Origin of the sequence: Malikia granosa (genome assembly GCF_002980595.1) — a bacterium.
Taxonomy (GTDB): domain Bacteria; phylum Pseudomonadota; class Gammaproteobacteria; order Burkholderiales; family Burkholderiaceae_C; genus Malikia; species Malikia granosa.
The window spans coordinates 1-25,150 of the sequence record NZ_PVLQ01000030.1; the positions used below are offsets into that span (position 1 = coordinate 1).

The 25,150-nt window shown below is 68.2% G+C and carries 25 protein-coding genes; 12 read left to right on the plus strand and 13 right to left on the minus strand.

Annotation, left to right across the window (positions count from 1 at the left end):
* From C6P64_RS09245 to C6P64_RS09260, 4 genes are all read left to right on the plus strand, one after another.
* Nucleotides 1-199, plus strand: a 199-nt coding sequence (locus C6P64_RS09245; protein ID WP_281257957.1) for an acyl-CoA dehydrogenase family protein, incomplete at its 5' end; no start/stop codon positions are given.
* A 28-nt stretch (nt 200-227) separates the two neighbouring features.
* Complete coding sequence (locus tag C6P64_RS09250; RefSeq protein ID WP_105748278.1) at nt 228-1,214, plus strand: Bug family tripartite tricarboxylate transporter substrate binding protein; 987 nt, start codon at nt 228-230, stop codon at nt 1,212-1,214.
* The gene (locus C6P64_RS09255; RefSeq protein WP_105748279.1) at nt 1,214-2,434 is read left to right on the plus strand and encodes a CaiB/BaiF CoA transferase family protein; all 1,221 of its coding nucleotides are present in this window, start codon (nt 1,214-1,216) and stop codon (nt 2,432-2,434) included. Before C6P64_RS09250 ends, C6P64_RS09255 begins: the two co-directional genes overlap by 1 nt.
* Nucleotides 2,435-3,634: an MFS transporter gene (locus tag C6P64_RS09260; protein WP_105748280.1), complete on the plus strand. Its 1,200-nt coding sequence runs from the start codon at nt 2,435-2,437 to the stop codon at nt 3,632-3,634.
* A gap of 34 nt (nt 3,635-3,668) precedes the next feature.
* Here C6P64_RS09260 and C6P64_RS09265 read toward each other — a convergent pair whose 3' ends face one another.
* The 13 genes from C6P64_RS09265 to C6P64_RS09325 all read right to left on the minus strand — a co-directional run bounded on the left by C6P64_RS09265 (nt 3,669) and on the right by C6P64_RS09325 (nt 17,071).
* Nucleotides 3,669-4,664, minus strand: a complete 996-nt coding sequence (locus C6P64_RS09265) for a porin (protein WP_105748281.1) — start codon at nt 4,662-4,664, stop codon at nt 3,669-3,671.
* Between the two features lie 88 nt (nt 4,665-4,752).
* Nucleotides 4,753-5,541 carry an enoyl-CoA hydratase/isomerase family protein gene (locus tag C6P64_RS09270; RefSeq protein ID WP_105748282.1) on the minus strand — a complete coding sequence of 263 codons (789 nt, stop codon included), beginning with the start codon at nt 5,539-5,541 and terminating at the stop codon, nt 4,753-4,755.
* A 13-nt stretch (nt 5,542-5,554) separates the two neighbouring features.
* The gene (locus C6P64_RS09275) at nt 5,555-6,217 is read right to left on the minus strand and encodes a 4-carboxy-4-hydroxy-2-oxoadipate aldolase/oxaloacetate decarboxylase (protein ID WP_105748283.1); all 663 of its coding nucleotides are present in this window, start codon (nt 6,215-6,217) and stop codon (nt 5,555-5,557) included.
* Nucleotides 6,214-6,876, minus strand: coding sequence for an RraA family protein (locus C6P64_RS09280; protein WP_105748284.1), 663 nt, complete (start codon nt 6,874-6,876; stop codon nt 6,214-6,216). Before C6P64_RS09280 ends, C6P64_RS09275 begins: the two co-directional genes overlap by 4 nt.
* 2 nt (nt 6,877-6,878) lie before the next feature.
* Nucleotides 6,879-7,562, minus strand: a complete 684-nt coding sequence (locus C6P64_RS09285; protein WP_105748285.1) for an RraA family protein — start codon at nt 7,560-7,562, stop codon at nt 6,879-6,881.
* Nucleotides 7,563-7,581: 19 nt separating this feature from the next.
* Nucleotides 7,582-8,583: a DODA-type extradiol aromatic ring-opening family dioxygenase gene (locus tag C6P64_RS09290; protein ID WP_105748286.1), complete on the minus strand. Its 1,002-nt coding sequence runs from the start codon at nt 8,581-8,583 to the stop codon at nt 7,582-7,584.
* Between the two features lie 66 nt (nt 8,584-8,649).
* Complete coding sequence (locus tag C6P64_RS09295) at nt 8,650-9,861, minus strand: CaiB/BaiF CoA transferase family protein (RefSeq protein WP_105748352.1); 1,212 nt, start codon at nt 9,859-9,861, stop codon at nt 8,650-8,652.
* A gap of 14 nt (nt 9,862-9,875) precedes the next feature.
* A complete protein-coding gene (locus C6P64_RS09300) occupies nt 9,876-10,256 on the minus strand; it encodes a Zn-ribbon domain-containing OB-fold protein (RefSeq protein WP_105748287.1) in 381 nt (126 codons plus the stop codon).
* Nucleotide 10,257: 1 nt separating this feature from the next.
* On the minus strand, nt 10,258-11,490 hold the full coding sequence (locus C6P64_RS09305; RefSeq protein ID WP_105748288.1) for a thiolase domain-containing protein: 1,233 nt from the start codon (nt 11,488-11,490) through the stop codon (nt 10,258-10,260).
* Nucleotides 11,491-11,515: 25 nt separating this feature from the next.
* Entirely contained in the window at nt 11,516-12,496 is a 981-nt protein-coding gene (locus C6P64_RS09310; protein WP_105748289.1) for a Bug family tripartite tricarboxylate transporter substrate binding protein, read from the minus strand.
* A 35-nt stretch (nt 12,497-12,531) separates the two neighbouring features.
* Nucleotides 12,532-13,662: an acyl-CoA dehydrogenase family protein gene (locus C6P64_RS09315; RefSeq protein WP_105748290.1), complete on the minus strand. Its 1,131-nt coding sequence runs from the start codon at nt 13,660-13,662 to the stop codon at nt 12,532-12,534.
* A gap of 25 nt (nt 13,663-13,687) precedes the next feature.
* Nucleotides 13,688-14,881 (minus strand): acyl-CoA dehydrogenase family protein, encoded by a 1,194-nt coding sequence (locus tag C6P64_RS09320; RefSeq protein WP_105748291.1) that lies wholly within the window; start codon nt 14,879-14,881, stop codon nt 13,688-13,690.
* A gap of 39 nt (nt 14,882-14,920) precedes the next feature.
* A complete protein-coding gene (locus tag C6P64_RS09325) occupies nt 14,921-17,071 on the minus strand; it encodes an acetate--CoA ligase family protein (protein ID WP_105748292.1) in 2,151 nt (716 codons plus the stop codon).
* A gap of 338 nt (nt 17,072-17,409) precedes the next feature.
* Between C6P64_RS09325 and C6P64_RS09330 the strand changes: the two genes are divergently transcribed.
* The 8 genes from C6P64_RS09330 to C6P64_RS09365 all read left to right on the plus strand — a co-directional run bounded on the left by C6P64_RS09330 (nt 17,410) and on the right by C6P64_RS09365 (nt 25,141).
* Nucleotides 17,410-18,159 (plus strand): GntR family transcriptional regulator, encoded by a 750-nt coding sequence (locus C6P64_RS09330; RefSeq protein WP_105748293.1) that lies wholly within the window; start codon nt 17,410-17,412, stop codon nt 18,157-18,159.
* Nucleotides 18,160-18,199: 40 nt separating this feature from the next.
* Nucleotides 18,200-18,586 (plus strand): RidA family protein, encoded by a 387-nt coding sequence (locus C6P64_RS09335; RefSeq protein ID WP_105748294.1) that lies wholly within the window; start codon nt 18,200-18,202, stop codon nt 18,584-18,586.
* Between the two features lie 33 nt (nt 18,587-18,619).
* A complete protein-coding gene (locus tag C6P64_RS09340) occupies nt 18,620-19,621 on the plus strand; it encodes an amidohydrolase family protein (protein ID WP_105748295.1) in 1,002 nt (333 codons plus the stop codon).
* Between the two features lie 28 nt (nt 19,622-19,649).
* Entirely contained in the window at nt 19,650-20,885 is a 1,236-nt protein-coding gene (locus C6P64_RS09345) for a Rieske 2Fe-2S domain-containing protein (protein ID WP_105748296.1), read from the plus strand.
* A gap of 96 nt (nt 20,886-20,981) precedes the next feature.
* The gene (locus C6P64_RS09350; protein ID WP_105748297.1) at nt 20,982-21,953 is read left to right on the plus strand and encodes a Bug family tripartite tricarboxylate transporter substrate binding protein; all 972 of its coding nucleotides are present in this window, start codon (nt 20,982-20,984) and stop codon (nt 21,951-21,953) included.
* 31 nt (nt 21,954-21,984) lie between these two features.
* Nucleotides 21,985-23,265, plus strand: coding sequence for an aromatic ring-hydroxylating oxygenase subunit alpha (locus C6P64_RS09355; protein WP_105748298.1), 1,281 nt, complete (start codon nt 21,985-21,987; stop codon nt 23,263-23,265).
* A gap of 31 nt (nt 23,266-23,296) precedes the next feature.
* Entirely contained in the window at nt 23,297-24,274 is a 978-nt protein-coding gene (locus tag C6P64_RS09360; RefSeq protein ID WP_245911688.1) for a PDR/VanB family oxidoreductase, read from the plus strand.
* 78 nt (nt 24,275-24,352) lie between these two features.
* The gene (locus C6P64_RS09365) at nt 24,353-25,141 is read left to right on the plus strand and encodes a crotonase/enoyl-CoA hydratase family protein (RefSeq protein WP_105748300.1); all 789 of its coding nucleotides are present in this window, start codon (nt 24,353-24,355) and stop codon (nt 25,139-25,141) included.
* The last annotated feature ends 9 nt before the right edge of the window (nt 25,142-25,150 follow it).

A 25,150-nucleotide genomic window follows, 5' to 3' on the forward strand; every position in this document is an offset into this window, starting at 1 on the left:
GTCCTGCGCCAAGCTGTTCGCCACCGAGATGGTCGGGCGCGTCGCCGACCGCGGCGTGCAGGTGCACGGCGGCGCGGGCTACATCAACGAGTACCCGGTCGAGCGCTTCTACCGCGATGTGCGCCTGCTGCGCCTGTACGAGGGCACGACCCAGATCCAGCAACTCATCATCGGCCGCGAGCTGCTGCGGCAGGCCTGATAGCATTCCAAACGGAGACAACTCCCCCATGAAAACAACAATGCACACCATCAACCGTCGCCAGCTGCTGGCCTTGTCCGCGTCCACCGTCGTGCTGCCGGCCTTCGCGCAGTCGAAGTATCCGTCCAAGCCCGTCACCATCCTGGTGCCGTTCGCTGCCGGCGGCACCACCGACATCCTGGGCCGCCTGATCGGCAGGCATCTGGCCACCCGCCTGGGCGGATCGGTGATCATCGACAACAAGCCGGGCGCCGGCGGCGGCGTCGGGGCCTCGATGGTCGCCAAGGCGGCCGGTGACGGCCACACCCTGCTGATGGGCACGATCGGCACCCACGCGATCAACCAGTACCTGTACAAGAAGCTGGCCTACGACCCGTTCAAGGACTTCGCCCCGGTCAGCCTGGTCGCCATGGTGCCCAATGTGCTGGTGGTGCATCCGTCCCAGCCCTTCAAGACGGTCAAGGAGATGATCGCCTACGCCAAGGCCAATCCGGGCAAGCTCAACTACGCCTCGGCCGGCAACGGCACCTCGATCCACCTGTCGGGCGCGATGTTCGAGCAGATGGCACAGGTCGACATGGTCCATGTCCCGTACAAGGGCAGCGCACCGGCCGTGGCCGACCTGCTCGCCGGGCAAACGAACTGCATGTTCGACAACCTGCCCTCGTCGATGCCGCACATCAAGTCGGGCGCACTGCGGGCGATCGCGGTCACCTCGGGCCAGCGCTTCCCGGCCCTGCCCCATGTGCCGACCATCGCCGAAAGCGGCTTGCCGGGCTATGACGCGACGTCCTGGTTCGGTCTCTGGGCGCCGGCGTCGACCCCGGCCGACCTGGTGGCGCGGCTCAACCAGGAGATCAACAAGATCCTGTCGCTGCCCGAAGTCAAGCAGACCATGCTCGACCAGGGCGCCGAAGCCGCCCCCGACACGCCGCAGCAGTTCGCGGCCTTCATCCAGTCGGAAGCGGCCAAGTGGTCCAAGGTCGTCAAGGCCGCCAACGTGCAGCTCGACTGATGGGCGCGCTCAGCCATATCCGCGTGCTGGACCTGACCCGCGTGCTCGCGGGTCCCTGGTGCACCCAGACGCTGGCCGACCTGGGGGCCGACGTGATCAAGGTCGAGCGCCCGGGCCTGGGCGACGACACCCGCCACTGGGGCCCGCCCTATGCGCGCGATGCCGCGGGCCAGGACAGCAGTGAAGCGGCGTATTACCTGGCCGTCAACCGCAACAAGCGCTCGGTCACGGTCGACATCACGACGCCAGAAGGCCAGGACATCATCCGCCAGCTGGTGGCCAGCTGCGACGTGCTGGTCGAGAACTACAAGGTCGGCCAGCTGGCACGCTACGGCCTCGACTACGACACGCTCAAGGTGATCAACCCGGGGCTGGTCTATTGCTCGATCACCGGCTTCGGCCAGACCGGACCCTATGCCCAGCGTCCCGGCTACGATTTCATCGTGCAGGGCATGGGCGGCTTCATGAGCGTGACCGGCGAGCGCGACGGCCAGCCCGGCGCCGGACCGCAGAAGGCCGGCGTGGCGATCGCCGACCTGTTCACCGGCGCACATGCCACGATCGGCATCCTGGCCGCACTCGCGCACCGCGACCGGACCGGCCAGGGCCAGCAGCTCGACATCTGCCTGCTCGATGTCCAGGTCGCGATGATGGCCAACATGGCCAGCAACTTCCTGGCCACGGCCAAGCCGCCGCAGCGCTGGGGCAATGCGCATCCCAACATCGTGCCCTACCAGACCTTCAAGGCGGCCGACGGCTGGATCATCATCGCCTGCGGCAACGACGGGCAGTTCCGCAAGCTGGTCGAGGTCGGCGGCGAGCCCGGGCTGGCGGACGACCCGCGCTTCGCCACCAACCCGCAACGGGTGCGCAACCGCGAGATCCTGCTGCCGCTGCTCGAGCCGATGCTGCTGCGCCGCAGCCGTGCCGAATGGATCGCCGCGCTCGAGACCGCGGGCGTGCCCTGCGGGTCGATCAATGACCTGGCCGAGGTGTTCGACAACGAGCAGGTGATCGCGCGCGGCATGCGGGTCGACCTGCCGCACCCGACGGCGGGCCAGGTCAGCGTACCGGCCAGCGCCTTGAAGATGGGCGAGACGCCGGTCGAGTACCGCAGCCCGCCCCCGTTGCTGGGAGAGCACACGGTCTCGGTATTGCAGGAACTGACCCAGCTCGGCGCGGTCGAGATCGAGGCCTTGCAGCGGCGCCAGGTCATCTGAATGACCGGGGCAGCGGCGCAGGACTGCGGGCAGCACTCTGGCCGCACGGTGCTGGCGATCGCGCTGGCCGGTTTCGCCAGCTTCTGGCTGCTGTTCGGTGCCCAGCCCCTGCTGCCGCAGATTGCCCGCGAGTTCGGCGTCACGCCGGCTGCGGCCAGCCTGAGCATCTCGGCGGCGACGGCGGCGATGGCGCTGCTGCTGATTCCGGTCAGCCTGCTCGGCGACCGGCATGGGCGGGAAAGGCTGATGCGCGCCGGCGTGCTGGGAGCGGCGGTGTTCACCCTGCTGTCGGCGCTGGTGCCGGATTTCCCGCTGATGCTGGCCTGCCGGCTCGGCACCGGAATCTGCGTCGCCGCGGTACCGGCCTCGGCGCTGGCGCACCTGGGCGAGGAGATCCCGGTGCACCAGCGCTCGCGGGCCATCGGCCTCTACATCAGCGCCAATGCCCTGGGCGGCATGCTCGGCCGACTGCTGGGCTCGCTGGTCACGCAATGGCTGGACTGGCGCGCGGGTCTGCTCGCGCAGGGCCTGCTCGGCGCCGGACTGGCCTTGGCGTTCTGGCGCCTGCTGCCCCCGGCAAGGCAGTTCAGTTCCCGCACGCTCGCCCCCGCCGCATTGTTGCGGGACCTGCGTCGCGTCTACACCGCGACCCCCTTGCCCTGGATCTTCGGCGTCGCCTTCCTGGTCATGGGCAGCTTCATCGGCGTCTACAACTACCTCGGCTTCAGGCTGGCCGCCCCGCCCTACAGCCTGGAGCCGGCCGTCAGCGGCAGCATCTTCATGCTCTACTCGATCGGCAGCCTGGCATCGGCCTGGGCCGGCAGCCAGAGCCAGCGCCTGGGCGAGTTGCGCACCATGCTGATGATGAGCGGTTGCATGCTGGCCGGGCTGCTGCTGACCCTGCTGACCCCGCTGACCTTCGTGATCGCCGGCCTGGCCTGCTTCACCTTCGGCGTGTTTGCGCTGCATGCCGTCGCGAGCGCCTGGGTCGGGCACAAGGCGGGCGAGCGCCGCGGCCTGGTCTCGGCGCTCTACCTGTCGAGCTACCACTTCGGCGGCAGCGTGATCGGCAGCGCGGCCGGCTGGGCCTGGACCCATCATGGCTGGCCGGGCATCGTGAGCGCCCTGGCCAGCTGCGTGCTGCTGGTCACCGTCACGATTGCCGGCCTGCGCGTCTCGGAGCGCGGCAAGCCGGGCTAGCGCGCCAGCGCTCAAGCGGCTCGCCCGCCTGGGCTCAGAAGCTGTGCTTGATGCCCAGCATGTAGGTCGCATCCTTTTCGTCCGCCTTGACGTTGTCGGAATCGACCTTGCCGATCTCGGCGAACAGCATGGTGCGCTTGCTCAGGGTGTACTCGCCGCCAAAGGCCACGGCCTTGGTCGAGGCACCGCCCTTGAACTTCTGGTCCTCGTAGCCCAGCTTCAGTTGCGCCGATGCCGTCACCGGCACACGCACGGCCGCGCTCCAGCGGTCCGACTCCGCCACGGTGCCCTTGGCGCCCTTGTAGGCGTCCACATTGGTGTAGGTCAGGCCGACCTTGGCAACGCCAAAGTTGTAGGCAGCACCGATGGTCAGCACGTCCTTGCCTTCGGCATTGTCAATCGAAGAAGGCGCGGTGCCCGCATTCTTGGTCAGACCCAGGCCCAGCGCCAGCGGTCCGCTGCGGTAGCGCAGCGCCACTTCGGTGGTGTTGGCCTTGTTGCTCGTCATCTCGGCCTTGGGCACATAGGAGATGCCGGCCTTGAAGCCCTGGATCTCGGGGGTCTCGTACATGAGAGTGCCGTTGTAGCGCGTCGGCGCATCCAGCGGACCACCATAGACGGTGGCGCCCAGGCCCAGCGGGGTATAGATGTCCAGCACCGGACGCAGCAGGAAGTCCACCGGACCCCAGAAGCGGCCCATGGAAACCTCGCCAAAGTCGCCGGCCAGGCTCAGCTTGGTGTTGGCGAAGTAGTCGTGGCCGTTGCCGGTGCTGCCCGTGTCCGGGTTGAAGCGGTAGTTCAACAGCACATTGGCCTTGAGGCCGCCACCCAGGTCTTCGCTGGTGCGGATCGTGTAGTGGTTGCCGCCGGCGTCGAGGTTGTCGATGCCGGTCTTGCTAGGCGTGCCGTCGGACTTGGCCGAACTCTGCTTGAAGCCGATCACCACGCCGCCCGAGAGCACCGCATTGGATTGGGCCAGGGCGCCGGTCGTGGCGACCAAGGCCAGCAAGGGAAGAATACTTTTTTTCATACATGTCTCCTATCGATGTTTGCTTGCGAGAAATTCAGCTGGTTTTTGGGAAATCACATGAGTCAGCCACCCTTCATGAGTTGGACACCTATCTCCCCGTGAAATGGGGCTTGCGCTTTTGCGCGAAGGCCTGGCGCCCCTCGAGGAAATCCTGGCTGGCTGCGGTCAGGTCCTGCCTTTGCCTGATCGCGGCCGCCTCGTCGGTGCCGGCCGCGATCTCGCGGATCGAGCGCTTGGTCAGCTGGGCCGCCAAGGGCGCCAGGTCACGGATCTGTGCGGCCAGCGCCTCGACGGCAGCGGTCCAGGAGCCTGCCGGCAAGACAGCCGTCAGGAAGCCGAGCTGCTTGAGGGTTTCCACCGGCAGGGCTTGCGCGGTCAGGAAGGCACGCAGCGTCATCGACTGGCCCAGCCTGGCGACATAGCGCTGCAGGCCGGAGCGGTAGTAATGCAGGCCGAGTGCGGCCGCCGGCATGCGCAGCTCCGTCCCCTCCAGCGCCACGCCGATGTCGCAGGCCATCAGCAGGTCGGTCGCCCCGCCATAGACGCTGCCATTGAGGGCGCAGACCGTGATCGGCCGCATCTGCGCGATCGCATCGGGGATGCGCTCGAAGAAGTCGGGATCGGAGCCCTCCTCCTCGAAGCCGCCGATGTGGTAGCCGGCACTGAATACCGGTCGGCCCTGGCCTTGCGTGTTGGCGGTGAAGACCACCACGCGAACGGCCTGGTCGGCGTTGAGCCGCTCGATCTGCCGCAGCAGTTCGTGCAGGTCGGCGTTTTCCAGCCGATTCCTCTGCGCCGGGCGGTTCAGGGTGATGGTGGCGATCCCGTCCTCGATCTGCAGCAGGGGAAGGCTTGAAGCGGGGGCTGTGCTTGCCATGGCTGCAAGTCCTTCAGTTCCAGCCGTACACCGTCATGGTGGACTCGCCCTGGCGCAGCCGCTCCAGGATGGCGGCCTCGTCGGCCTCGCGCTGCAGGCCGGCCTGCACCACCTCAGGCGCGCGCGCCTGCGGGATGACCACCACGCCGTCGCCGTCGCCCACCACCAGGTCGCCGGCATGGACCACCACCTGGCCCATGGTGACGGGATGGTTGATCCAGCCGATGGCGCCGAAGTCCTTGCCGGTGCCCTGGATGCACAGGCCGCGGGCAAAGACCGGGAAGCCAAATTCAGCCAGCAGCGCGCCATCGCGCACGCAGCCGTCGATGACCAGTCCGGCCAGGCCGCGCACCTGGGCCATGGTGGTCATGATCTCGCCCCAGTAGCCATGCTCGTAGGCGCCATTGGCGAACACCACCAGCACATCGCCCGGCTGCGCCACTTCCAGCGCCCGGTGCAGCCACAGGTTGTCGCCCGGCGGAGAATGCACGGTCAGCGCCGAACCAGCAAACTTGAACTGCGGCGCCACCGGCTTGATGGCCGAAGGCAGGGCGCCGATCTTCTTGCCAGCCTCGTGCAGGGTAGCCGTCGGCAGCTTGGCGGCCTGGGCGATCAGCTCGGCCGGCAGGCGCTGGATGTCGAGCCGGGTGGTCAGTGCCGGGTCGTGCCGCTTCATGCGCCCTCCCGGGTCTGCAGGCTGTGGTACCGGTTGACCTGGCGTGCCTCGTCCAGGCGCATGCCGCCGCGGGCAGCCTCGCGGATGCGGTTCTCGGCCGCCTCGATCTGCTCGGCGATCTCGAGCACCCGCTCCTCGTGCTCCTTCGGGATCACCACCACGCCGTCGGTGTCGCCTTTCAGGATGTCGCCCGGCGCGACGCGTGCGCCGCCGATGTTGACCGGCACGCCGGTGGCCTCGACCTGCACCCGGTCCTTGCCAGTGCGCATCCAGTGGTCGATCGAGAACACCGGATAGCCCAGCGAGAGGCAGAGATGGGTGTCGCGGTTGATGCCGTTGATCACGGTGCCGGCGATGCCGCGGCGGTGCGCGATCTCGGTCAGGATGTCGCCCCAGACAGTGCAGTCCTCGCGGCCGTTGTTGTCGAGCACCACCACGCTGCCGGGGGCCACGTCGTCGATGAAATCGCCCACGGTGCCGCAGGGCTTGGCGGCCGGGCCGTATTTCAGCGTCCAGGCGCGGCCGGCCATGCGGAAGTCGCTGCTGCGCGGCTTGATCTTGTAGCACTGGCCCAGGATGCCGAGCTTGTCCAGTGCATCGGACAGCGTGGGCGTGTCGAGTCGGGCGGCACGCGCCACGTTCTTGTCGGTGTTGCTCATTTTCATTGCTCCAGCATGTGTTCGTAATTGCCACCCATCACCGCGCCGATCGGCGTGCCGGACAGGATGGCCTTGGCCATAGCGGCCTCCTTGGCGACGATGGTCTCGGCGGCGTCGAGCACCCGCTCGATGTCGGCCGCCGCGATCACGATCACCGCGCTGCGGTCGACCAGCAGGTAGTCGCCCGGCTGCACCGTGACCTGGCCGCCCTGCTCGGCACCTATCGTCACGGGGACCTGGGTGCCCAGCTCGACCACCCGGCCGCGCGCGGTGCGCGAGGTCAGGCTGCGGCTGTAGATGGGGAATTCGTAGGCGATGGCCTCGTCGACATCGCGCAGCGGGCCGTCGGCGACCACGCCCGCGATGCCGCGCACCTTGGCGCCCAGGGTCAGCAGGCCGCCCCAGCAGCCGGCTTCCAGGCCGCTGCGCTGCTCGACCACGATGATGTGCTCGGGGCCGCCCTGCTCGATCGCGCTGCAGCCCAGGTGCTTCGGGGGGCCCGGCGGCGGCTGGCCGGGACCGACCTTCATGGTGATGGCGCGGCCGGCGATGCGGCTGTTGCCGCCGGGGCCGGCGCTGCGCAGCGGCAGCCCGGTGACGGCGCCGGGCAGGCCGAGCTTGTCGAGGGCATCGGAGACCGCGCAGGCATCGAGCCGGCGCAGGCGCTGGAGTTGGGGATCGCTCATGTCTTGTGTTTCCTGCAGGTCAGGGGAGGGTTTTCCAGGCGGCAAAGGCCAGGCCGGTGCCGGTCAGGGCCGGGGTGCGGTAGCCCGGCACGTACTCGACCCAGTCCAGGTCAAGCTCGCGCGCGATTTCGCCGACCACCAGCCAGTTGCGGATCTCGGAGCTGCCGGCCTGCAGCAGCTTGGGGTCCAGCGCTGCCAGCGCCGCGCTGTCCTTGTGGCGGATCGCCGTCAGCACCTGCTGGTCGAGCTCCTCGTCGACCAGGAAATGGCTCAGGCCGCCGGAGGCGATCACGCCCACGCGCAGGTCCTCGGGCCAGGCGGCGATCAGCTCGCGCAGCGCAGCACCCAGGGCCACGCAGCGACGCGGCGTCGGCTGGTTCGGCGGATCGAAGGTGTTGAGGATGACCGGGATCACCGGCAGCTCGTGGTCCTTCAGGATGCGACGGTGGATGAACTGGAAGGCATGGCCCTCGAACTTGCCGGGCTCGATGCTGTCGAGCGCCGCGATGTCGAAATCGCGGTCGCAGAGCTGGCGGATCAGCCATTCGGCCAGGTCGCTCTTGACCGGGTATTCGCGGTCGCGCTCGGGCTCGTGGCGCCACATGCGCGCCGACTTGACCCAGCTGTCGCTCGGGCTGGCGGGCTCGCGCGCCGTGTTGCGAATGGTCGGCCCGTAGTAGATCGCGATCGCCGGGTTGTTGCTGGTGCGAAACAGCTCGGTCTGGTCGTCGCCGACGATCAGCAGCAGGTCCAGCCGGGCGGCCTTGATGCGCTCGTGCAGCTGGTCCATGGCCGCCTCGGCCGCGTCGTAGCGCTGGCCCATCTTCTCGGGCGTGACCATGGCCTCGCTGCCGGCCGGAGCGGCGGCCAGCAAGGCGTCGTAGTCGGTCTTGTTGCCCTGCTTGTCGTAGTAATGCGCGTTCTTGGGGTCGATCAGCTTGAAGTGGTGCTGCCAGTCCTCGCGCTGCGAGACCAGCATGATGCTGTGCGATGAGCCGAAGGCTGCAACGAGTCTTGCCATGTCGGATTCCTTGGGATGATGGACCGTGAAAATGGGCCGTGAATGTCGTGCCGGAACGGGCGGGCGCTAGACCACGCAACGCGAGCGCAGCTCGGCGATGCGCTCGGCGCTGTAGCCGAGCTCGCCCAGGATCTGCCCGGTCTGGTCGCCTTGGGCGGGGGCCGCCTTCAGCGGGCCGTCCTGGCGCGGGTAGCGCGAGAAGTTCATCGGCAGGCCGACCACCTCGATGTCGCCGAGCTCGGGATGCTGCAGGGTGCGCGCGATCCCGAGGTGCTTGACCTGCGGGTCCTCGAACATGCGGTCGACCGTGTAGATCGGGCCGCAGGGCACGCCGGCCTTGAGCAGGATCTCGGTCCACTCGGCGGTGCTGCGCTGCCGGAAGGCGGTGCCCACCGCAGCATTGACGCGCTCGCGGTTGCGCACCCGCTCCGGGTCGCTGCCGAAGCCCGGCTGGTCGATCAGCACCGGAATCTCGAGCGCGACGCACAGGCGCTTGAACATGTTGTTGCCGATCGCCGCCAGGTTGATGTAGCCGTCGCGGGTCTGGAACACGCCGGTCGGCACGGTCAGCGGATGCTCGTTGCCGGTGGACTTGGGCACCTTGTGGTCGATCAGCCACTGCGCGGCCTGGAAGTCGAGCATCGCGATCTGCGACTCGAGCAGCGAGGTCTGCACCCACTGCCCCTCGCCCGAGACCTCGCGCTCGAGCAGCGCGGCCATGATGGCCTGGGCGCAGAAATGGCCGGAGCACAGGTCGGCGATCGGGATGCCGACCCGCATCGGGCCGTCCTCGGGCTTGCCGGTCACGCTCATCAGCCCGCCCATGCCCTGGGCGATCGAGTCGAAGCCGGGCCAGTTGGCATAGGGGCCGTCCTGGCCGAAGCCCGAGATGCTGGCGTACACCAGGCGCGGGTTGATCTGGCGCAGCTGGTCCGGACCGATGCCCAGGCGGTACTTGACGTCGGGCCGGTAGTTCTCGATGAAGACGTCGGCGCTCTTGACCAGCTCGTGCAGGATGGCCAGGCCTTCGGGCTCCTTCATGTTGAGGGTCAGGCTCTCCTTGTTGCGGTGCAGGTTCTCGTAGTCGGCGCGGTTGTGGTCGCGCCCGCCTATCATGTCGTCGCCCCCCGGCGCGCCGGGCGGGATCTCGAGCTTGATGACGCGCGCGCCGAGGTCGGCGAAGGTGCGGATGGCGGTCGGGCCGGCGCGCACGCGCGAGGCGTCCAGGATGGTGAAGCGCGACAGCGGGCCCTTGCGCGGGGTGGCGGCGTGGTTCATGGTCGGGTTCTCCATCAGGCCGGGGTGAACATGGGCACGGCGTGACCGCCCTGCGAGGGCTGGAACACCACCTTGACCCGGTCGCCGATGCGCACCTGTGCCGGGTCGCAGTCGACCAGGTTGGTCATCAGCGTCACGCCCTCGTCCAGCGTGACGAAGGCCAGGGTGCAGGCCGCATCGCCCACCCCCATGGTGCTGAACGAGTAGACAACGCCGGTGCCCGCGGCGTCCTGCCACACCGTGTCGCTGCTCAGGCAATGCGGGCAGATGTCGCGCGGGTAGTGGTGGAACTGGCCGCAGCTGTTGCAGCGCTTGACCAGCAGCCGGCCTTGGTCGGCGGCGGTCCAGTAGGCCTGGGTCTCGGGCAGGACCTTGGGTGCGGGAATCTTTCTCATGTCAGACACGCTCCAGAATCAGGGTGCCGGCGGTGTGGCGCGAGGCCAGCGCGCCGCCGATGCCGTTGGCCAGCGCCAGCTGGCAGTCGGGCACCTGCACCGCCGGGTGGGCTTCGCCGCGCAGCTGGCGCACCGCCTCGATGATCTTGGTCATGCCGCCGCGGTTGGCCGGGTGGTTGTTGCACAGGCCGCCGCCGTCGGTGTTGAAGGGCAGCTTGCCCACGCCCGAGATCAGGTTGCCGTCCATCACGAAGCGACCGCCCTCGCCTTTGCGGCAAAAGCCCAGGTCTTCCAGCTGCATCAGCACGGTGATGGTGAAACTGTCGTAGAGCGAGGCGTACTGGATGTCGGCCGGCGTCACGCCGGCCTCGGCGAAGGCCATCGGACCCGACCAGGCCGCGGCCGAGTAGGTCAGGTCCATGAAGCCGCCCATGCCATGCTTGGGCGCCTCGCCGGTGCCGCGCACCATCACAACAGGCCGACCACTCTTGCGCGACAGCTCGCGCGCGATCTCGGGCCTGGCCACGATCACGGCCCCGCCGCCGTCGCTCATGACGCAGCAGTCCAGGCGGTGCAGCGGGTCGCTCACCAGCGGCGAGTTGACCACGTCGTCCACCGTCACCACCTTGCGCAGCATGGCGTTGGGGTTGTGCTGCGCATGGTGCGAGGCGGCCACCTTGATCCAGGCCAGCTGTTCGCTGGTGGTGCCGAACTCGTGCATGTGGCGCTTGGCCACCATGGCGTAGAGGTTCTGGGTCGCCGGGCCGTAGGGCAGCTCGAAGGCCAGCTCGGGGGCGTCCGGGTCGGGCGCCTTCAGCGCCGTCTTGGGCGGTCCCTTGGCCTGGCCCGCCTGGGCGGCTGCCGCGGCCGCTGCCTTGGCCTCCTCCATCATGGCGCGCGGCCGACCGGCCAGGGTGACGAGCGCGATGTTGCAGCGGCCGGCCGCAATCGCCTCGGCCGCATGGGCCACATGCAGGATGGGGGCCGAGCCGCCGCATTCGGTCGAATCGACATGGCGCAGCTTGAGTCCCAGGTACTCGGCCACCGTGGCCGTGCCCAGGCCCGGCGCATCGCCGGCACAGAAATAGCCGTCGATGTCGCCCTTGTCCAGGCCCGCGTCTTCCAGCGCGCCCTTGGCCACGTCCGCGTGCAGTCGCACCACGGACAGGTGGGTCGCCAGGCGCGTCGGGTGCTCGTAGGCGCCGACGATGGCTGCTTTGCCGTTCAGGGTCATGTTGCAGTTCTCCGTGACAGCCAGTTCATTGCTCGGGCGTGAAGCCGGAAGCCTTGATGACCGGCCCCCAGTAGGCCAGCTCCTTGCGCTGGATCTGGTCCATCTCGGCGGCAGGCCGGAAGTCCGGGTTCAGCGTCGCCTTGCTCGCCAGGGTGGTGCGCACCTCGGGCAGGTCGAGCGCGTATTTCAAGGCGTTCTGGACCCGCTCCAGCGTGGCCTTGGGCGTCCTGGCCGGCGCCCACATGCCGGTCCAGGCATCGCCGGCATCGACATGGATGCCCTGCTCGATCAGGGTCGGCACATCGGGCAGCAGCGGCGAGCGCTTGGCACCGAACACCCCGAGCAGGTTGACCTTGCCGGCCTTTTGCTGCGGCAGCACGTCGCCGGCGGTCATGATGCCGGCCGGCACCTGGTTGCCCAGCAGGTCGGACACCAGCGGGCCGTTGCCGCGGTAGGGCACCACCTGCAGCTCGACCCCGATTGCCTTGCCCAATTGCACGCCGGTGAAATGGGTATGCCCGCCCGCGCCCGCGCTGCCGAAGCTGCTGTGCTTCGGATTGGTCTTGACCCAGGCCACATAGTCCTTGGCCGTCTTCATGCCGGACTGCGAATTGACGGCCAGCGCCAGCGGATAGGAGGCGATCATGCCGACCGGCGTGAAATCGGTCAGCATGTCGTACTTGAGCACGGCCGGCGGATAGAGCAGGGTCTGGAACACCGGGGTGGCGTTCGGGGCAATCATGTAGGTCAAGCCGTCGGCGGCGGCCGTCTTCAAGGCCTGGGCGGCAATGCGTCCGCCAGCGCCAGGGCGGTTCTCGACGATGATGGTCTGCTTGAGCACGGTCGACATCTTGTCGGCCAGCAGGCGGGCCATGGTGTCGGTGGAGCCGCCGGGCGGGAAGCCGACCAGGAACTTGATCGGCTGCTCGGACTGGGCCTGGACCCCGAGCGCCGTGCCGAGCAGCAGCGTGGCTGCGAGGGCATTGAAGGCTTTGCGTGTGATCATCCTTGTCTCCTGTAGTTCTTGCACTGAGGTCTGAATCAAGCGGCGCCTTGGGCGGCAACCCGCTGCAGATGCCAGGCGGCATCGCCGAGCAACTGGCCGATCACCAGCAGCCGCTTGGTGTAGTGGCCGATCCGGCATTCGTCCGTCATGCCCATGCCGCCGTGCAGCTGGATGGCGGTCAGGCCGATCTGGCGGCCCTGCTGGCTGGCATAGGCCTTGGCCGCCGAGACGACGCGACGCCGCTTGGCCGGCTCCTCGCCTTGCACCGCCGCGGCGGCACAGGCCATGGACTTGAGCTGCTCGAGCGCGATCGCGATGTCGGCGATGCGGTGCTGCAGGACCTGGAACTTGGCCAGCGGGGCGCCGAACTGCTTGCGGGTCTTGAGGTAGTCGGCGCTCTGCGCCAGCAGGGTCTCGACTGCACCGGCAGCCTCGGCGCACAGCAGCGCATTGGCCGCGTCGAGCACCGCCTCGATTTCATCGGCGGCCTGTCCTTCCTGGCCCAGCAGGCAGTCGTCGGCAACCTGCACCTGCTCGAAGCTGATGTGGGCGGCGCGACGGCCATCCAGGGTGTCGAAGCCCTGCAGCTGCACGCCGGGCGACCTGGCATCGACCAGCAGCACGCTCAGGCCTTGGCGGTCGTCGCTCGCGCCCGAGCTGCGCGCGACCACCAGCAGCAGGTCAGCGCTGTCGCCGTCGAGCACCAGGGTCTTGCGACCATTCAGCACATGGCCAGCAGCGTTGCGACTGGCCCGGGTGCTGACCTGCTGCCATTCGTAGCGGGTGCCGGGCTCCTGCAGCGCCAGCGCCGCCTGCAGCTCGCCGCTGGCCAGCTTGGGCAGCCACTGCTGCTGTTGCGCTGCGCTGCCCAGCCTGGCCAGCAACTGGCCGGCCATCACGGTGCTGGCCAGCCAGGCGCCGCCGCCCAGCGCCCGGCCGAACTCCTGCGCCACCAGCATCAGCTCGACCGGGCCCTGCTCGCTGCCGCCGCAATCGCCCGGAAACGGCAGTCCGAGCAAGCCGAGATCGGCCATCGCCTGCCAGCGCTGGCGACGTTGTGCCTCGGTTTGCGGATTGCCGCGCTGCTCGGCGGGGTATTCGCCGTCGCAGAAGCGCTGCACGGCCTCGCGCAGCGCCAGATGGTCCTCGTTCAAAGCAAAATCCATGGTGTTTTCCTTGTCTGCACGGCGTTCAGTAAGCGTCCAGGGTGGCGCGGGCGATCAGGTTGCGTTGCACCTCGTTGGTGCCGCCGTAGATCGTCACCTTGCGCGAATCCAGGCAGTTGGCGGCCAGCGCCACCAGGGACTCGTCGACGGCCGCCTGGTCCAGGTGCTCGAGCTCCTGGGCGGCGAGCGAGAACGGCACCGCGTCCGGCCCTGCGATGTCGACCAGGGTCTCGTAGATCGCCTGGCGCAGCTCGGTGCCGCGCACCTTGAGCATCGAGGCCTCGACGCCCGGCGTGCGGCTTTGCTGGTTCGGGCTGAGCAGGCGCAGCGCGGTGAACTCGAGCGCCATCAGCTCGACCTCGAATTGCGCCAGCTTGGCTTGCAGCAGCGGGTCGTCGCCCAGGCCTTGCTGCCGGGCCAGTTGGCGGGCACGGGCGAGCTGCTGCTTGCAGGAGCCGATGCCGGCGATGCCGGTGCGCTCATGGCCGAGCAGGTACTTGCCGTAGGACCAGCCCTTGTGCAGCTCGCCGACCAGGTTCTCCACCGGCACCCGCACGTTGTCGAGATAGCATTCGTTGAGGTCGTTGCCGCCCTCGAGCATGCGGATCGGCCGCACGCTCAGGCCCGGCGACTTCATGTCGATCAGCAGGAAGGAGATCCCCTCCTGCGGCTTGCTGGCATTCGGGTCGGTGCGCACCAGCGCGAACATCATCGAGCACCAGTGGGCGTAGGAGGTCCAGACCTTGTGACCGTTGACCAGGAAATGCTTGCCGTCGGGCTCAAGCACGGCGGTGGTGCGCACGGCGGCCAGGTCGGAGCCGGCGCCCGGCTCGGAGAAGCCCTGGGCCCACCAGGTATTGCTCTGGCGGATGTCGGGCAGGTACTGGCGCTTCTGTGCCTCGGTGCCGAAGGCGAGCAGCACCGGGCCCAGCATCTGGATGCCGCTGGCGATGATGCGCGGCGCGCCGCCGAGCAGGGTCTCCTCGTCGAAGATGTACTTCTGCACATGGGTCCAGCCGGGTCCGCCGTGTTCCTTCGGCCAGCTCGGCGTGAGCCAGCCGCGCGCCTCGAGGATGCGGAACCAGGTCACGTAGTCCTGGTGCTCGAGTCGCAGGCCGAGCTCGACCTTGCGCTTGATGTCGGCGGGCAGGTGCTGGCGCACGAACTCGCGCACTTCGAGGCGGAACGCCTCTTCTTCGGCGGTGAATTGCAGCTTCATGCTAATTGAACTCCGGGTCGGATGACGGGGGACTGGGCCTCAGGCCTGCCGGGCCACCACCAGCGCGTCGAGCGCCAGCACCGGCTGGGCCGAACCGGCGCCATAAGCCAGCAGCGGGTTGATGTCGATTTCGGTGATGGCGGGATTGGCCCGCATCTGCGCGCCGACCAGGGCCACGACCTTGGCGATCGCCTGCAGGTCGACCGCCGCCGCGCCACGGATGCCCTGCAGCACCGAGGCCGCCTTCAGGCGCCCGAGCTCGACTGCGATGTCCTCTTCGGCCATGTCGGCCGGGATCAGCCGCACGTCCTTGAGCGCCTCGATCCAGATGCCGCCCAGGCCGACCAGCACCACCGGGCCCCAGTCGGCATCGCGCTTGGCGCCGACCACGAGCTCGAGACCGCGCGGGCCCATGGCCTCGACCAGGGCGCCGTCGAGCTGCAACTCGGGCCGGTGCCGGGCCACGTTGGCAAACAGCTGGCTCCAGCCGGCGCGCAAGGCCGCCTCGTCCGCCAGGCCGACCAGCACCCCGCCGACGTCGCTCTTGTGCGGCAGTTCGCTCGCCTGCGCCTTGAGCACGACCGGATAGCCGATCTGCTGCGCGATCCGCAGCGCCTCCTCGACATCCCGCGCCAGGCCGCCGGCGGGCACCGGCAGGCCGGCCGCCTGCAGCCAGCCCTTGCCCTGGTACTCGGGATAGATGCCGTTGGCGGGCACTGCGCCCGGCAGCGGCAGCGCCGCGACCGCAGCGGAATTGGCGCGCGCGGCGCGCTGCAGCGCCTCGCCATACTGGGCGACCCGACGCAGCGCGCGCAGCGCCCGGTCGGCGGAACGGAACAGCGGCACGCCGCTGGCCCGGATCGCCTCGAGGAAGAAGGGTTCGACCGGGCTGTCGTCACCGGTCAGCACCAGCAGCGCCGGCTTGCTCGCCTTGGCGATCATCGGCACGATGTGCTCGGCCTTGTCCTTCTGCGCCACCACCGGACCGACCGGGATCGCGAGCACGATGCTGCCTATGCCCTCGTCCTCCAGCATGGTCAGCAGCAGCTCGCCGACGATGGCCGGGTTGCGCACGCTGACGGTGGTGTAGTCGAGCGGGTTTTCCGCCACGGCATAGGCAGGCAGCAGCGCGCGCAGCTTGTCGGCCACCGGCTGACCGAGCGGCGGCAGCTCCAGGCCCAGCTCGTCGGCAAAATCCAGCGCGATGTTCTTCATCGCGCCCGAGCCGGTCATGAAGGCGGCGCCGCCGGCCGGCGGCTGCGGATAGCGCAGCAGCACCGCGGTGACGTCGAGCAGCTCGTCGAGCGACTCCACCGTCACGACGGCCTCGCGGCGCAGGCAGGCCATGGCGGTGGCATGGTCGCCCGCCAGGGCGCCGGTGTGCGACTGCGCAGCCTCGCGGGCGCGGGCGCTGCGGCCGGGCATCAGCAGGATGACCGGCTTGCCGGCGGCCCGCGCCTGTGCCGCCAGCTGCAGGAACTGCTGCGGCCGGCGCACCTGCTCGGCATAGACCGTGATGGCGCGGATCTGCTCGTTGTCGATATAGGCCGCCAGCACATCCTCGACCGCGACCGAGACCTCGTTGCCGGTCGAGAACACGCAAGCCACCGGCACCCCGCGGCCCAGCAGCGCATCGCGCAGGTTGGCGGCCATGAAGCCGCTCTGCGCCACGATGCCCACTGCAGGACGGATTTCGCGCTCGCGCGCCGGCAACGGCTCGAAGGTGACGGGAACGCCGTCGGCCAGGTTGCTGAAGCCCATGCAGTTGGGGCCGACCAGCGCGATGCCGGCCTGCTGCGCCACCCGGGCCAGCTCGAGCTGCTTGGCCTGGCCTTCCTCGCCCGCCTCGGCATAGCCGGAGGCAAACAGCACGGCGGCCTGGCAGCGGCGCTGCGCCAGCGCGCGGATCGCATCGATCACGCCGGCTTCGGGAATCGCCAGCACCGCCAGGTCTATGCCCTCGGGCAGCTCGTCGATGGTCTTGACGCAGGGGCGGCCATTGATTTCGCTGCTGCTGCGGCTGACCAGGTGCAGCTGGCCCGGGTAGCCGTAGCGCTCCAGGTTGCCCTGGACGAAGCCGCCGAAGGAACGGGGATCTGCCGAGGCCCCGACCACGGCGATCGAGCGCGGCTTGAGGATGGTCGACATGCGGGACAGGACTGCGGCGGTATCAGGATTGGAGTGGGCCATGCGGGAACAACCTTTTTCTTGCACAAGAACGCTTCATGAAAGCGTCCGGAGGACTGGTATAGGCCCATTCTGGCATACACAAAATCAATTTGTGAATACCAAAGACTGATTTTTGGCATTCCCAAGGGTTTACACCAACAGGGATAGCACTGATCTGCCGGCCTGGCATGCCTTTCTCTTGGGCCAGATTGCTGCTGCAAGCCGTCATCAGCGACCCGAAACAAGGATCTGCGAGACTGGGAACGGCAGCCGGTATCGCGCCGCTACCGGCCCAATCTGGCATACATAAGAAAAATATTTGTATGCCACAACAAAATCAAGGTATATTAGGAACCAGTATGGAAAACACCACCGACTCTCAAGACATCCCGGCCGAGCCCAGCTTCCCGCTCGCGACGGAAGATGGCCGCCCCCGTGGCGGGCGCGCCAACGAGATCCGGGCCGCCTTGCAAGAAGAGATCGAGAGCGGCAAGCTCGCCCCCGGCAGCGCGCTCGACGAGCGCGCGCTGGCGACCCGCTTCAACGTCTCGCGCACCCCGGTGCGCGAAGCCCTGCAGCAGCTGGCGGCACACAGCCTGGTGCGCATCGTTCCGCGCCAGGGGGTCCTGGTGTCACGGCTCTCGATCAGCCGGGTGCGCGCCATCATGGAGACCGTTGGCGAGCTCGAGGCGATGTGCGCCAAGCTCGCCGCACGCCGGGCCGACGACGCCTTGCGGGCCGAGCTCGAGGTGACGCTGCAGAAATGCCAGGATGCCGCCATCGAGGGCAGCACCGAGGAATACGCGGCAGCCAACTCGGCCTTCCACGAGGTGATCTATGTCGGCAGCCGCAACAGCTACCTGGCCGACCTGATCCGCACCGCCAGGCGCCAGATCCACCGCTACCGCCTGCGCGACTTCGTGACCCGGGCCCAGATCAGCCGCTCGCTGCAGGAGCACCAGAAGATCGCGCGCGCCATCTCGGACGGCGACGAGAACGCGGCCGGCCAGCTGATGCTGCTGCATGTGCCGTCCGGCACCACCGGCTTCTCGGAATTCCTGGCCCGCATGCCGATGAGCCTCTTCGATCCGGACTCGACCGAGTCCTGAGCCCCTGTTTCAAGCCACTGCTTCCAGCACCTGTTCCACCATGGCAAATCTCCCCCGCTCGATCGACGTCCCCGGCGCCTCGCACAAGGCACCGATTCCGGCTGCCGCGCGCGTCGGCCAGATCCTGTGCACCTCGGCGGTGTCAGGCAAGGACCCGGCCACCGGCCAGCTGCCGCCGGACGCGTCTGGTCAGGCGCGCCTGGCCTTCGCCAACCTGCGCGCCGTGCTGCAGGCGGGAGGCGCCAGCCTGGACCAGGTGGTCAAGCTCAGCGTCACGCTGCACGAGGACAGCGTGCGCGACGCGATCAATGCCGAATGGCTGGCCGCCTTCCCCGATCCGCATGACCGGCCAGCCCGTCACATCACGGTCCATCCGCTGCAGCACGGCATGCTGCTGCAGCTCGAGGTGATGGCCGTCATCCAGTAAGCCCCCCACAACACCACAAAGGAGACAAAGACCATGATCATCGATTCGCACGCGCATATCCACATGCCGCCCGAGAGCTTCCGCTTCATGGCGGAACTCGTCGGCGGCCGTGCCAACCCCTACACCCTGCCCAAGATCCCCGAGGCCTCGATCCGCAAGGTGGTCGAGGACCAGCTCAAGATCATGGACTCGGTCGGCACCGACATCCAGTTCATCTCGCCGCGCCCCTATCTGCAGATGCACTCGGTCAAGCCCGGCAAGGTGACCGAGCTCTGGTCGCAGCACTGCAACAACCTGATCGCCGAGTTCGTCAAGCTCGCCCCCGACCGCTTCCGCGGCGTGGCCGGCCTGCCGCAGTTCATGGACGAGCCGCTCGAGCAGCGCGCGATCCCCGAGCTCAAGCGCTGCGTCAACGAGCTCGGCTTCGTCGGCTGCCTGATCAACCCGGACCCGACCGAGGGCCTCGGCGACCCGCCCGGCATGGGCGACGCCTACTGGCATCCGCTCTACCAGGCCATGGTCGAGCTCGACGTGCCCGGCCTGATCCACTCGGCCAGCAGCTGCAGCGAGCGCGAGTCCTACACCCTCAAGTTCCTCAACGAGGAGACCATCTCCATCGTCCACCTGCTGGGCGCCAAGACCTTCGATACCTTCCCCGAGCTCAAGATCATCGTCGCCCACGGCGGCGGCGCCGTGCCCTACCAGATGGGACGCTTCCGCTCCTGGAACGTGCGCAGGGGCGAGAAGGAGACCTTCGACGAACAACTCAAGAAGCTCTACTTCGACACCTGCAACTACAGCGAGGAGGCGATGGAGCTGCTGCTCAAGGTCGCCGGCACCGACAACGTCATGTTCGGCACCGAGAAGCCCGGCACCGGCAGCGCGCGCAACCCGCTGACCGGCCGCGACTACGACGACATGAAGCCGATCATCGAAGGCATGGCCTGGCTGACCGACGAGCAGAAGAAGAACATCTTCGAATGCAACTGCCGCCGCGTCTACAGCCGCGCCTTCCGCAAGGACGAAGACTGCTGATCCAGAGCCACATCGAGAGGAGACCACCATGCCTTTGAGCAAAGAAGACAACGATCTGCTGTGCCGCGTCGAGAACGGCGCCCCCATGGGCGAGATGATTCGCCAGCATTACTGGCTGCCCGCCGTGCCGTCGTGCAAGCTGGAAGCCGACGGCGCCCCGGTTCGGGTGCGGCTGCTGGGCACCAATCTGGTGGCCTTCCGCGCCACCGACGGCAGCGTCGGCGTGCTCGACGAGCAATGCTCGCACCGCAAGGCCTCGCTGGCGCTGGCCATCAATGCCGACAACGGCCTGCGCTGCATTTACCACGGCTGGAAGTTCAACGTCAGGGGCGAGGTGGTCGACGCGCCCAACCACACCGGCAACCAGGAACAGTTCTGCAAGCATGTGCGCGTCAACCGCTACACCACGGTGGACCGCGGCGGCATCGTCTGGGTCTGGCTCGGCAAGGGCGACACCCCGCCGCCCTTCCCCGACCTGCCCTTCATGGACCTGCCGCAGAGCCAGCGCTCGGTCACCAGCGTCGAGATCCCGACGAACTGGGTGCAGGGCGTCGAGGCCTCGATGGACTCCTCCCATGTCGGCGTGCTGCACGAGTCCACCACCCAGATGACCGCCGGCGGCGGCAACCAGCGGCTGCTGATGACCAAGGCGCTGGCGCCCAAGCTCGAGTTCGAGGAGCGCCCCTACGGCTATCGCTACGCCGCGCTGCGCCCGTTGGCCGACGAGCAGGTCTATGCCCGCGTCAATAACTTCGTCATGCCCTGGTACGGCATCATCTGCCCGCCGGACGCCAACAGCCCGACCACGGTGTTCTTCTCGACCCCGGTCGACGACGTGACCCACCGCGCCTGGTTCGTGCACTTCAACCCGAACCGGGAGCTGGGCATGACCATCATGTCGGCCAGCCCGGACGTGTGGAACTTCCCGCCCCTGCCGCCTGGCGAGCCGAAGGACAACTGGGGCCAGAACCGCGACCTCATGAAGCGCGGCCACAAGACCGGCTTCCCGCAGCACCTGGGCACCGAGGACTTCGCGATGTTCCTGAGCCAGGGGCCGCTCTACGACCGCAGCGACGAGCAGCTCTGCTCGGCCGACGGCGCGGTGATCCGCGTGCGCCAGCTGCTGATCAAGGCGGCGCGCGAGTTCATGGAAGGCAAGGCGCCGACCCAGGCCCACCATCCGGAACTGGACTACCGCAAGATCAAGTCGGTCGGCGGCGTGATTCCCGCTGGCGCCGACTGGCGCACGCTGGCTGACGCCTGATTTCTCTCATCTGTCCAGCCCGCACTACCCACCGGCCCACCAGAGGCCGGGGGTCGTGCCGTGCCCCAAGCGCTTCCCCCCCAAGAGGAGACACCCATGAAGCTCAATCGCCGGCAGCTCCTGCTGTCTGGCAGCGCCCTGCTGCCCTTGCCCCAGACCGTGCTGGCCCAGCCCAAGCCGATCCGCATCCTGGTCGGATTCCCGCCTGGCGGCGCCACCGATGCCATCGCCCGCGCCGTGGCCGACAAGCTGCCCACCCTGCTGGGCCAGCCCGTCATCGTCGACAACAAGCCTGGCGTGGGCGGACGCATGGCAGCCGACATGCTGCTGGCGGCGCCAGCCGACGGCCTGACCTTCATGGTGGCGCCCAACGCGACCCCGACCTTCCAGATGCTGGTGTTCAAGGACCAGCTGAAATGGAACATCCTGAAGGACTTCGTCCCGGTCGCCAGCTTCGCGTCCTACCCGCTGGGCATGGGGGTGGCGACCAAGCTGGGGGTCAACAATGCGCGCGAGTTCGTCGAATGGGTCAGGAAGAATCCGGGCAAGGCCAGCTACGGCACGCCGGGCCTGGGCGGACAGAACGCCTTCCTGGGGGTGCAATTCGCCAAGGCTGCCGGCATCGAGTTGCCGGTCACGCCCTACAAGGGCTCGCCGCCGATGGTGACCGACCTGGTCGGCGGCCATGTGCCCTCGGCCATCAGCCTGCTCGACGGCATGATGGCCCATCACCGCGCGGGCAAGATCCGGATCATCGGCGTCTTCAGCAAGGAGCGCTCGCCGCTGATGCCCGACATCCCGACCTTTGCCGAACAGGGCATCGACGTCACCTCGGGCGAGGGCTGGACCGGCATCTGGGCCAAGGCCGGCACGCCGAAGGCCGAAGTGCAGCGCATGGAAAAAGCCATCCAGCAGGTGCTGCAGCTGCCCGAGGTCAAGGAAGTGATGAGCCAGCGCCTGCTGGTGCACCCGGTGTTCCGCAATGGCGCCGAACTCGACGCCCTGCAGCGCGCCGAACTCGCCCACTGGGAACCCATCATCAAGGCCTCCGGCTTCAAGCCGGAATGAGAGCCAGCCAGTACCTAGCCGGACCCGTACCATGTTGAGCAGCGAAAAGAACCGTCAATTGACCCAGGTGGGCCCCGGCACACCGATGGGCGAGGTGTTGCGCCGGCACTGGCACCCGATTGCCGGTGTCGACGAGCTGGAGCGCCAGTCGATCAAGCCAGTGCGACTGCTGGGCGAAGACCTGGTGCTGTTCAAGGACCTGGGCGGCCAGTACGGCTTGACCGACCGCCACTGCGCGCACCGCCGCGCCGACCTGAGCTACGGCTTCGTCGAGGCCGAAGGCATACGCTGCAACTACCATGGCTGGCAGTTCAATGCCCAGGGCGCTTGCGTGGCCGCGCCGTTCGAGGACCGCGTCGACCCGCAGTCCAAGCTGCGCCAGCAGATCCGGCTCAAGGCCTATGCCGTTCAGGCCAAGGCGGGCCTGCTGTGGGCCTACCTGGGACCGCAGCCTGCCCCCGAACTGCCCGACTGGGAGCCCTTCCACTGGAGCAATGGCTTCGTGCAGGCGGTGTTTGCCGAGGTGCCGTGCAACTGGCTGCAGACCCAGGAAAACTCGATCGATCCGGTGCATTTCGAATGGATGCATGCCAACTGGAGCCGCCGCCTGCGCGGCCACACCGGCGGCTATGCCCCCAGCCACCTGCAGCTGGCGTTCGAGGAATTCGAGCATGGCTTCGTCTACAAGCGCATCTCGGAAGACACCAGCGACCAGCATCCGCTGTGGACCATCGGGCGGGTCTGCCTGTGGCCCAACGGCTTCTTCCTGGGCGACCATTTCGAATGGCGAGTGCCGGTGGACGACGAGAACACGCTCAGCGTGACCTGGTCCTTCATCCGGGTGCCGCGCGAGGCCGAACCCTATGTGCAGGCCAGCATTCCGACCTGGACCGCGCCCATCCGCGAGCCGGACGGACGCTGGATCACCAGCCATGTGATCAACCAGGACATCGTGGCCTGGGTCGGCCAGGGCCGCGTCGCCGACCGGACCCAGGAAAACCTGGGCGCCAGCGACCGCGGCATTGCGCTGCTGCGGCGCCAGCTGTTCAACGACATCGACGCCGTGCAGGCCGGCCGCGACCCCAAGGGGGTGCTGCGCGATCCGCTGGCCAACCAGCGGGTATTCCTGCCCAGCGATTCGCGCGACTTCTTCCTGCAAGGCCTGCCCCTGGCCGAGTACCAGCGCCACCCCAAGTGGGCCCGGCTGCTGCGGCATTTCATCTTCCACGCCGGCCAGCCCGACTGGGTGCAGCAGGCCCACCAGGCCGCCACCGGCGTGGCGATCGAAGCGCTGGACGTGATCGACCTGTGACCGCCTACTTCTAGACTAACTGGAGTTTCCCGTGACCGCCCTCTCCAACCTGACTGTCCTTGTCCGCTCCATGCGCTACGAAGCCCAGGGCATCGTCAGCCTGGAACTGGTACCGCTGCCGCCAGCGACCCGCTTGCCCGCCTTCAGCGCTGGCGCGCACATCGACCTGCACCTGCCGACCCCCAAGGGCGAGCTGATCCGCAGCTATTCCCTGCTCAACGACCCGCGCGAAACGCAGCGCTACCGCCTGGGCATCAACCGCGATGCCAAGTCCCGCGGTGGCTCGAGCCATGTGCACGAGCAGCTGCGCGTGGGCGACAAGCTGGCGATCAGCGCCCCGCGCAACCATTTCCCGCTCGACGAATCCGCCCCGCACAATGTCTTCATTGCCGGCGGCATCGGCATCACCCCGATGCTGTCCATGATCGCCCGCTCGCAGGCGCTGGGCACGCCCTGGACCCTGTACTACAGCGCGCGCACCCGGGCGCACGCCGGCTTCCTGGACTGGCTCGAGAGCGCAGCCGGCAGCCAGGGCGGCCGGGTGGTGCTGAACTTCGACCAGGAACCCGGCGGCCGGATGCTCGACCTGGCGGCCATCGTCGCCGCCCTGCCGACCGGCGCCCATGTCTACTGCTGCGGCCCGATCCCGATGCTCGAGGCCTACGAGAAAGCCACCGCCGGCCTGCCTGCCGAGCGGGTGCACATGGAATATTTCGCGGCCAAGGAGGCACCGGCCACCGACGGCGGCTTCAGCGTCGAGCTGGCGCGCAGCCACAAGACGCTGCAGATCCCGGCCGGCAAGACCATCCTGGACTGCCTGATCGAGATCAACGCCGAGCCGCCCTACTCCTGCCGCGAAGGCGTCTGCGGCACCTGCGAGGTCAAGGTTCTCGAAGGCCAGCCCGACCACCGCGATCTGGTGCTGAGCGACAGCGAACGCGCCGCCAACGACCGCATGATGGTCTGCTGCTCCGGCGCCAGGAGCGCCAGGCTGGTGCTCGACCTGTAAGGCCGGCACACGCAACCGAACATGACAACCGGGGCTGGCCAACGGCCCCACCGCCAACCATAAAACCACGGAGACATCATGACCACCCCCTTGATCACCTACCAGCTCGACGGCAACATCGCCCTGATCGGCCTGAACCGCCCCGACAAGCGCAACGCCATCAACGACCCGCTGGTCGACGAACTGCGCGCCGCCGTGCTGCGCGCCCACGAGGAAGCCGACGTGGCCGTGCTCTACGGGCAGGGCAGCAACTTCTGCGCCGGGCTCGACCTGGCCGAGGCACTGGCCCGCGCCACCGGCCAGATCAAGGCGCCGCGCAAGCGCCGCCGCCACAACTGGCACGAGGTGTTCGACCTGATCGCGCGCGGCCCGATCCCGTTTGTCGCCGCGCTGCACGGTGCGGTGGTCGGCGGCGGCCTGGAGCTGGCCATGGCGGCCCATGTGCGCGTGGCCGACGAGACCGTGGTCTGCGGCCTGCCCGAAGGCCAGCGCGGCATCTTCGTCGGCGGCGGCGGCACGGTGCGCATCCAGCGCGTGGTCGGCACCACGGTAATGATGGACATGATGCTGACCGGCCGCCTGCTCGACGCCGCCGAGTCCGAGCGCGAGCACATCGTGCGCTACGTCGTGCCGGCCGGCCAGGCGCTGGACAAGGCGCGGGCCATCGCCGAGCGCATCGGCAAGAACAGCCTCGAGACCAACTGGATGATCATCAACGTGCTGCCGCGGGTGCAGGACCTGTCGCACGACGACGGCCTGTTCCTGGAGCAGCTCAACTCCGCGCGCGCGCGTCCGCCCGAAGCCGAAGCCCGCCTGCGCGAGTTCGTCGACGGCAAGGCCAAGAAGCTGCAGGAAAACCAGGCCTGAACCGGAGAC

Excerpts from the sequence above, each read along its gene's own strand:
- C6P64_RS09250 (WP_105748278.1), top strand. The coding sequence starts at position 228 with ATGAAAACAACAATGCACACCATCAACCGTCGCCAGCTGCTGGCCTTG.
- C6P64_RS09255 (WP_105748279.1), top strand. The coding sequence starts at position 1,214 with ATGGGCGCGCTCAGCCATATCCGCGTGCTGGACCTGACCCGCGTGCTC.
- C6P64_RS09260 (WP_105748280.1), top strand. The coding sequence starts at position 2,435 with ATGACCGGGGCAGCGGCGCAGGACTGCGGGCAGCACTCTGGCCGCACG.
- C6P64_RS09265 (WP_105748281.1), bottom strand. The coding sequence starts at position 4,664 with ATGAAAAAAAGTATTCTTCCCTTGCTGGCCTTGGTCGCCACGACCGGC.
- C6P64_RS09270 (WP_105748282.1), bottom strand. The coding sequence starts at position 5,541 with ATGGCAAGCACAGCCCCCGCTTCAAGCCTTCCCCTGCTGCAGATCGAG.
- C6P64_RS09275 (WP_105748283.1), bottom strand. The coding sequence starts at position 6,217 with ATGAAGCGGCACGACCCGGCACTGACCACCCGGCTCGACATCCAGCGC.
- C6P64_RS09280 (WP_105748284.1), bottom strand. The coding sequence starts at position 6,876 with ATGAGCAACACCGACAAGAACGTGGCGCGTGCCGCCCGACTCGACACG.
- C6P64_RS09285 (WP_105748285.1), bottom strand. The coding sequence starts at position 7,562 with ATGAGCGATCCCCAACTCCAGCGCCTGCGCCGGCTCGATGCCTGCGCG.
- C6P64_RS09290 (WP_105748286.1), bottom strand. The coding sequence starts at position 8,583 with ATGGCAAGACTCGTTGCAGCCTTCGGCTCATCGCACAGCATCATGCTG.
- C6P64_RS09295 (WP_105748352.1), bottom strand. The coding sequence starts at position 9,861 with ATGAACCACGCCGCCACCCCGCGCAAGGGCCCGCTGTCGCGCTTCACC.
- C6P64_RS09300 (WP_105748287.1), bottom strand. The coding sequence starts at position 10,256 with ATGAGAAAGATTCCCGCACCCAAGGTCCTGCCCGAGACCCAGGCCTAC.
- C6P64_RS09305 (WP_105748288.1), bottom strand. The coding sequence starts at position 11,490 with ATGACCCTGAACGGCAAAGCAGCCATCGTCGGCGCCTACGAGCACCCG.
- C6P64_RS09310 (WP_105748289.1), bottom strand. The coding sequence starts at position 12,496 with ATGATCACACGCAAAGCCTTCAATGCCCTCGCAGCCACGCTGCTGCTC.
- C6P64_RS09315 (WP_105748290.1), bottom strand. The coding sequence starts at position 13,662 with ATGGATTTTGCTTTGAACGAGGACCATCTGGCGCTGCGCGAGGCCGTG.
- C6P64_RS09320 (WP_105748291.1), bottom strand. The coding sequence starts at position 14,881 with ATGAAGCTGCAATTCACCGCCGAAGAAGAGGCGTTCCGCCTCGAAGTG.
- C6P64_RS09325 (WP_105748292.1), bottom strand. The coding sequence starts at position 17,071 with ATGGCCCACTCCAATCCTGATACCGCCGCAGTCCTGTCCCGCATGTCG.
- C6P64_RS09330 (WP_105748293.1), top strand. The coding sequence starts at position 17,410 with ATGGAAAACACCACCGACTCTCAAGACATCCCGGCCGAGCCCAGCTTC.
- C6P64_RS09335 (WP_105748294.1), top strand. The coding sequence starts at position 18,200 with ATGGCAAATCTCCCCCGCTCGATCGACGTCCCCGGCGCCTCGCACAAG.
- C6P64_RS09340 (WP_105748295.1), top strand. The coding sequence starts at position 18,620 with ATGATCATCGATTCGCACGCGCATATCCACATGCCGCCCGAGAGCTTC.
- C6P64_RS09345 (WP_105748296.1), top strand. The coding sequence starts at position 19,650 with ATGCCTTTGAGCAAAGAAGACAACGATCTGCTGTGCCGCGTCGAGAAC.
- C6P64_RS09350 (WP_105748297.1), top strand. The coding sequence starts at position 20,982 with ATGAAGCTCAATCGCCGGCAGCTCCTGCTGTCTGGCAGCGCCCTGCTG.
- C6P64_RS09355 (WP_105748298.1), top strand. The coding sequence starts at position 21,985 with ATGTTGAGCAGCGAAAAGAACCGTCAATTGACCCAGGTGGGCCCCGGC.
- C6P64_RS09365 (WP_105748300.1), top strand. The coding sequence starts at position 24,353 with ATGACCACCCCCTTGATCACCTACCAGCTCGACGGCAACATCGCCCTG.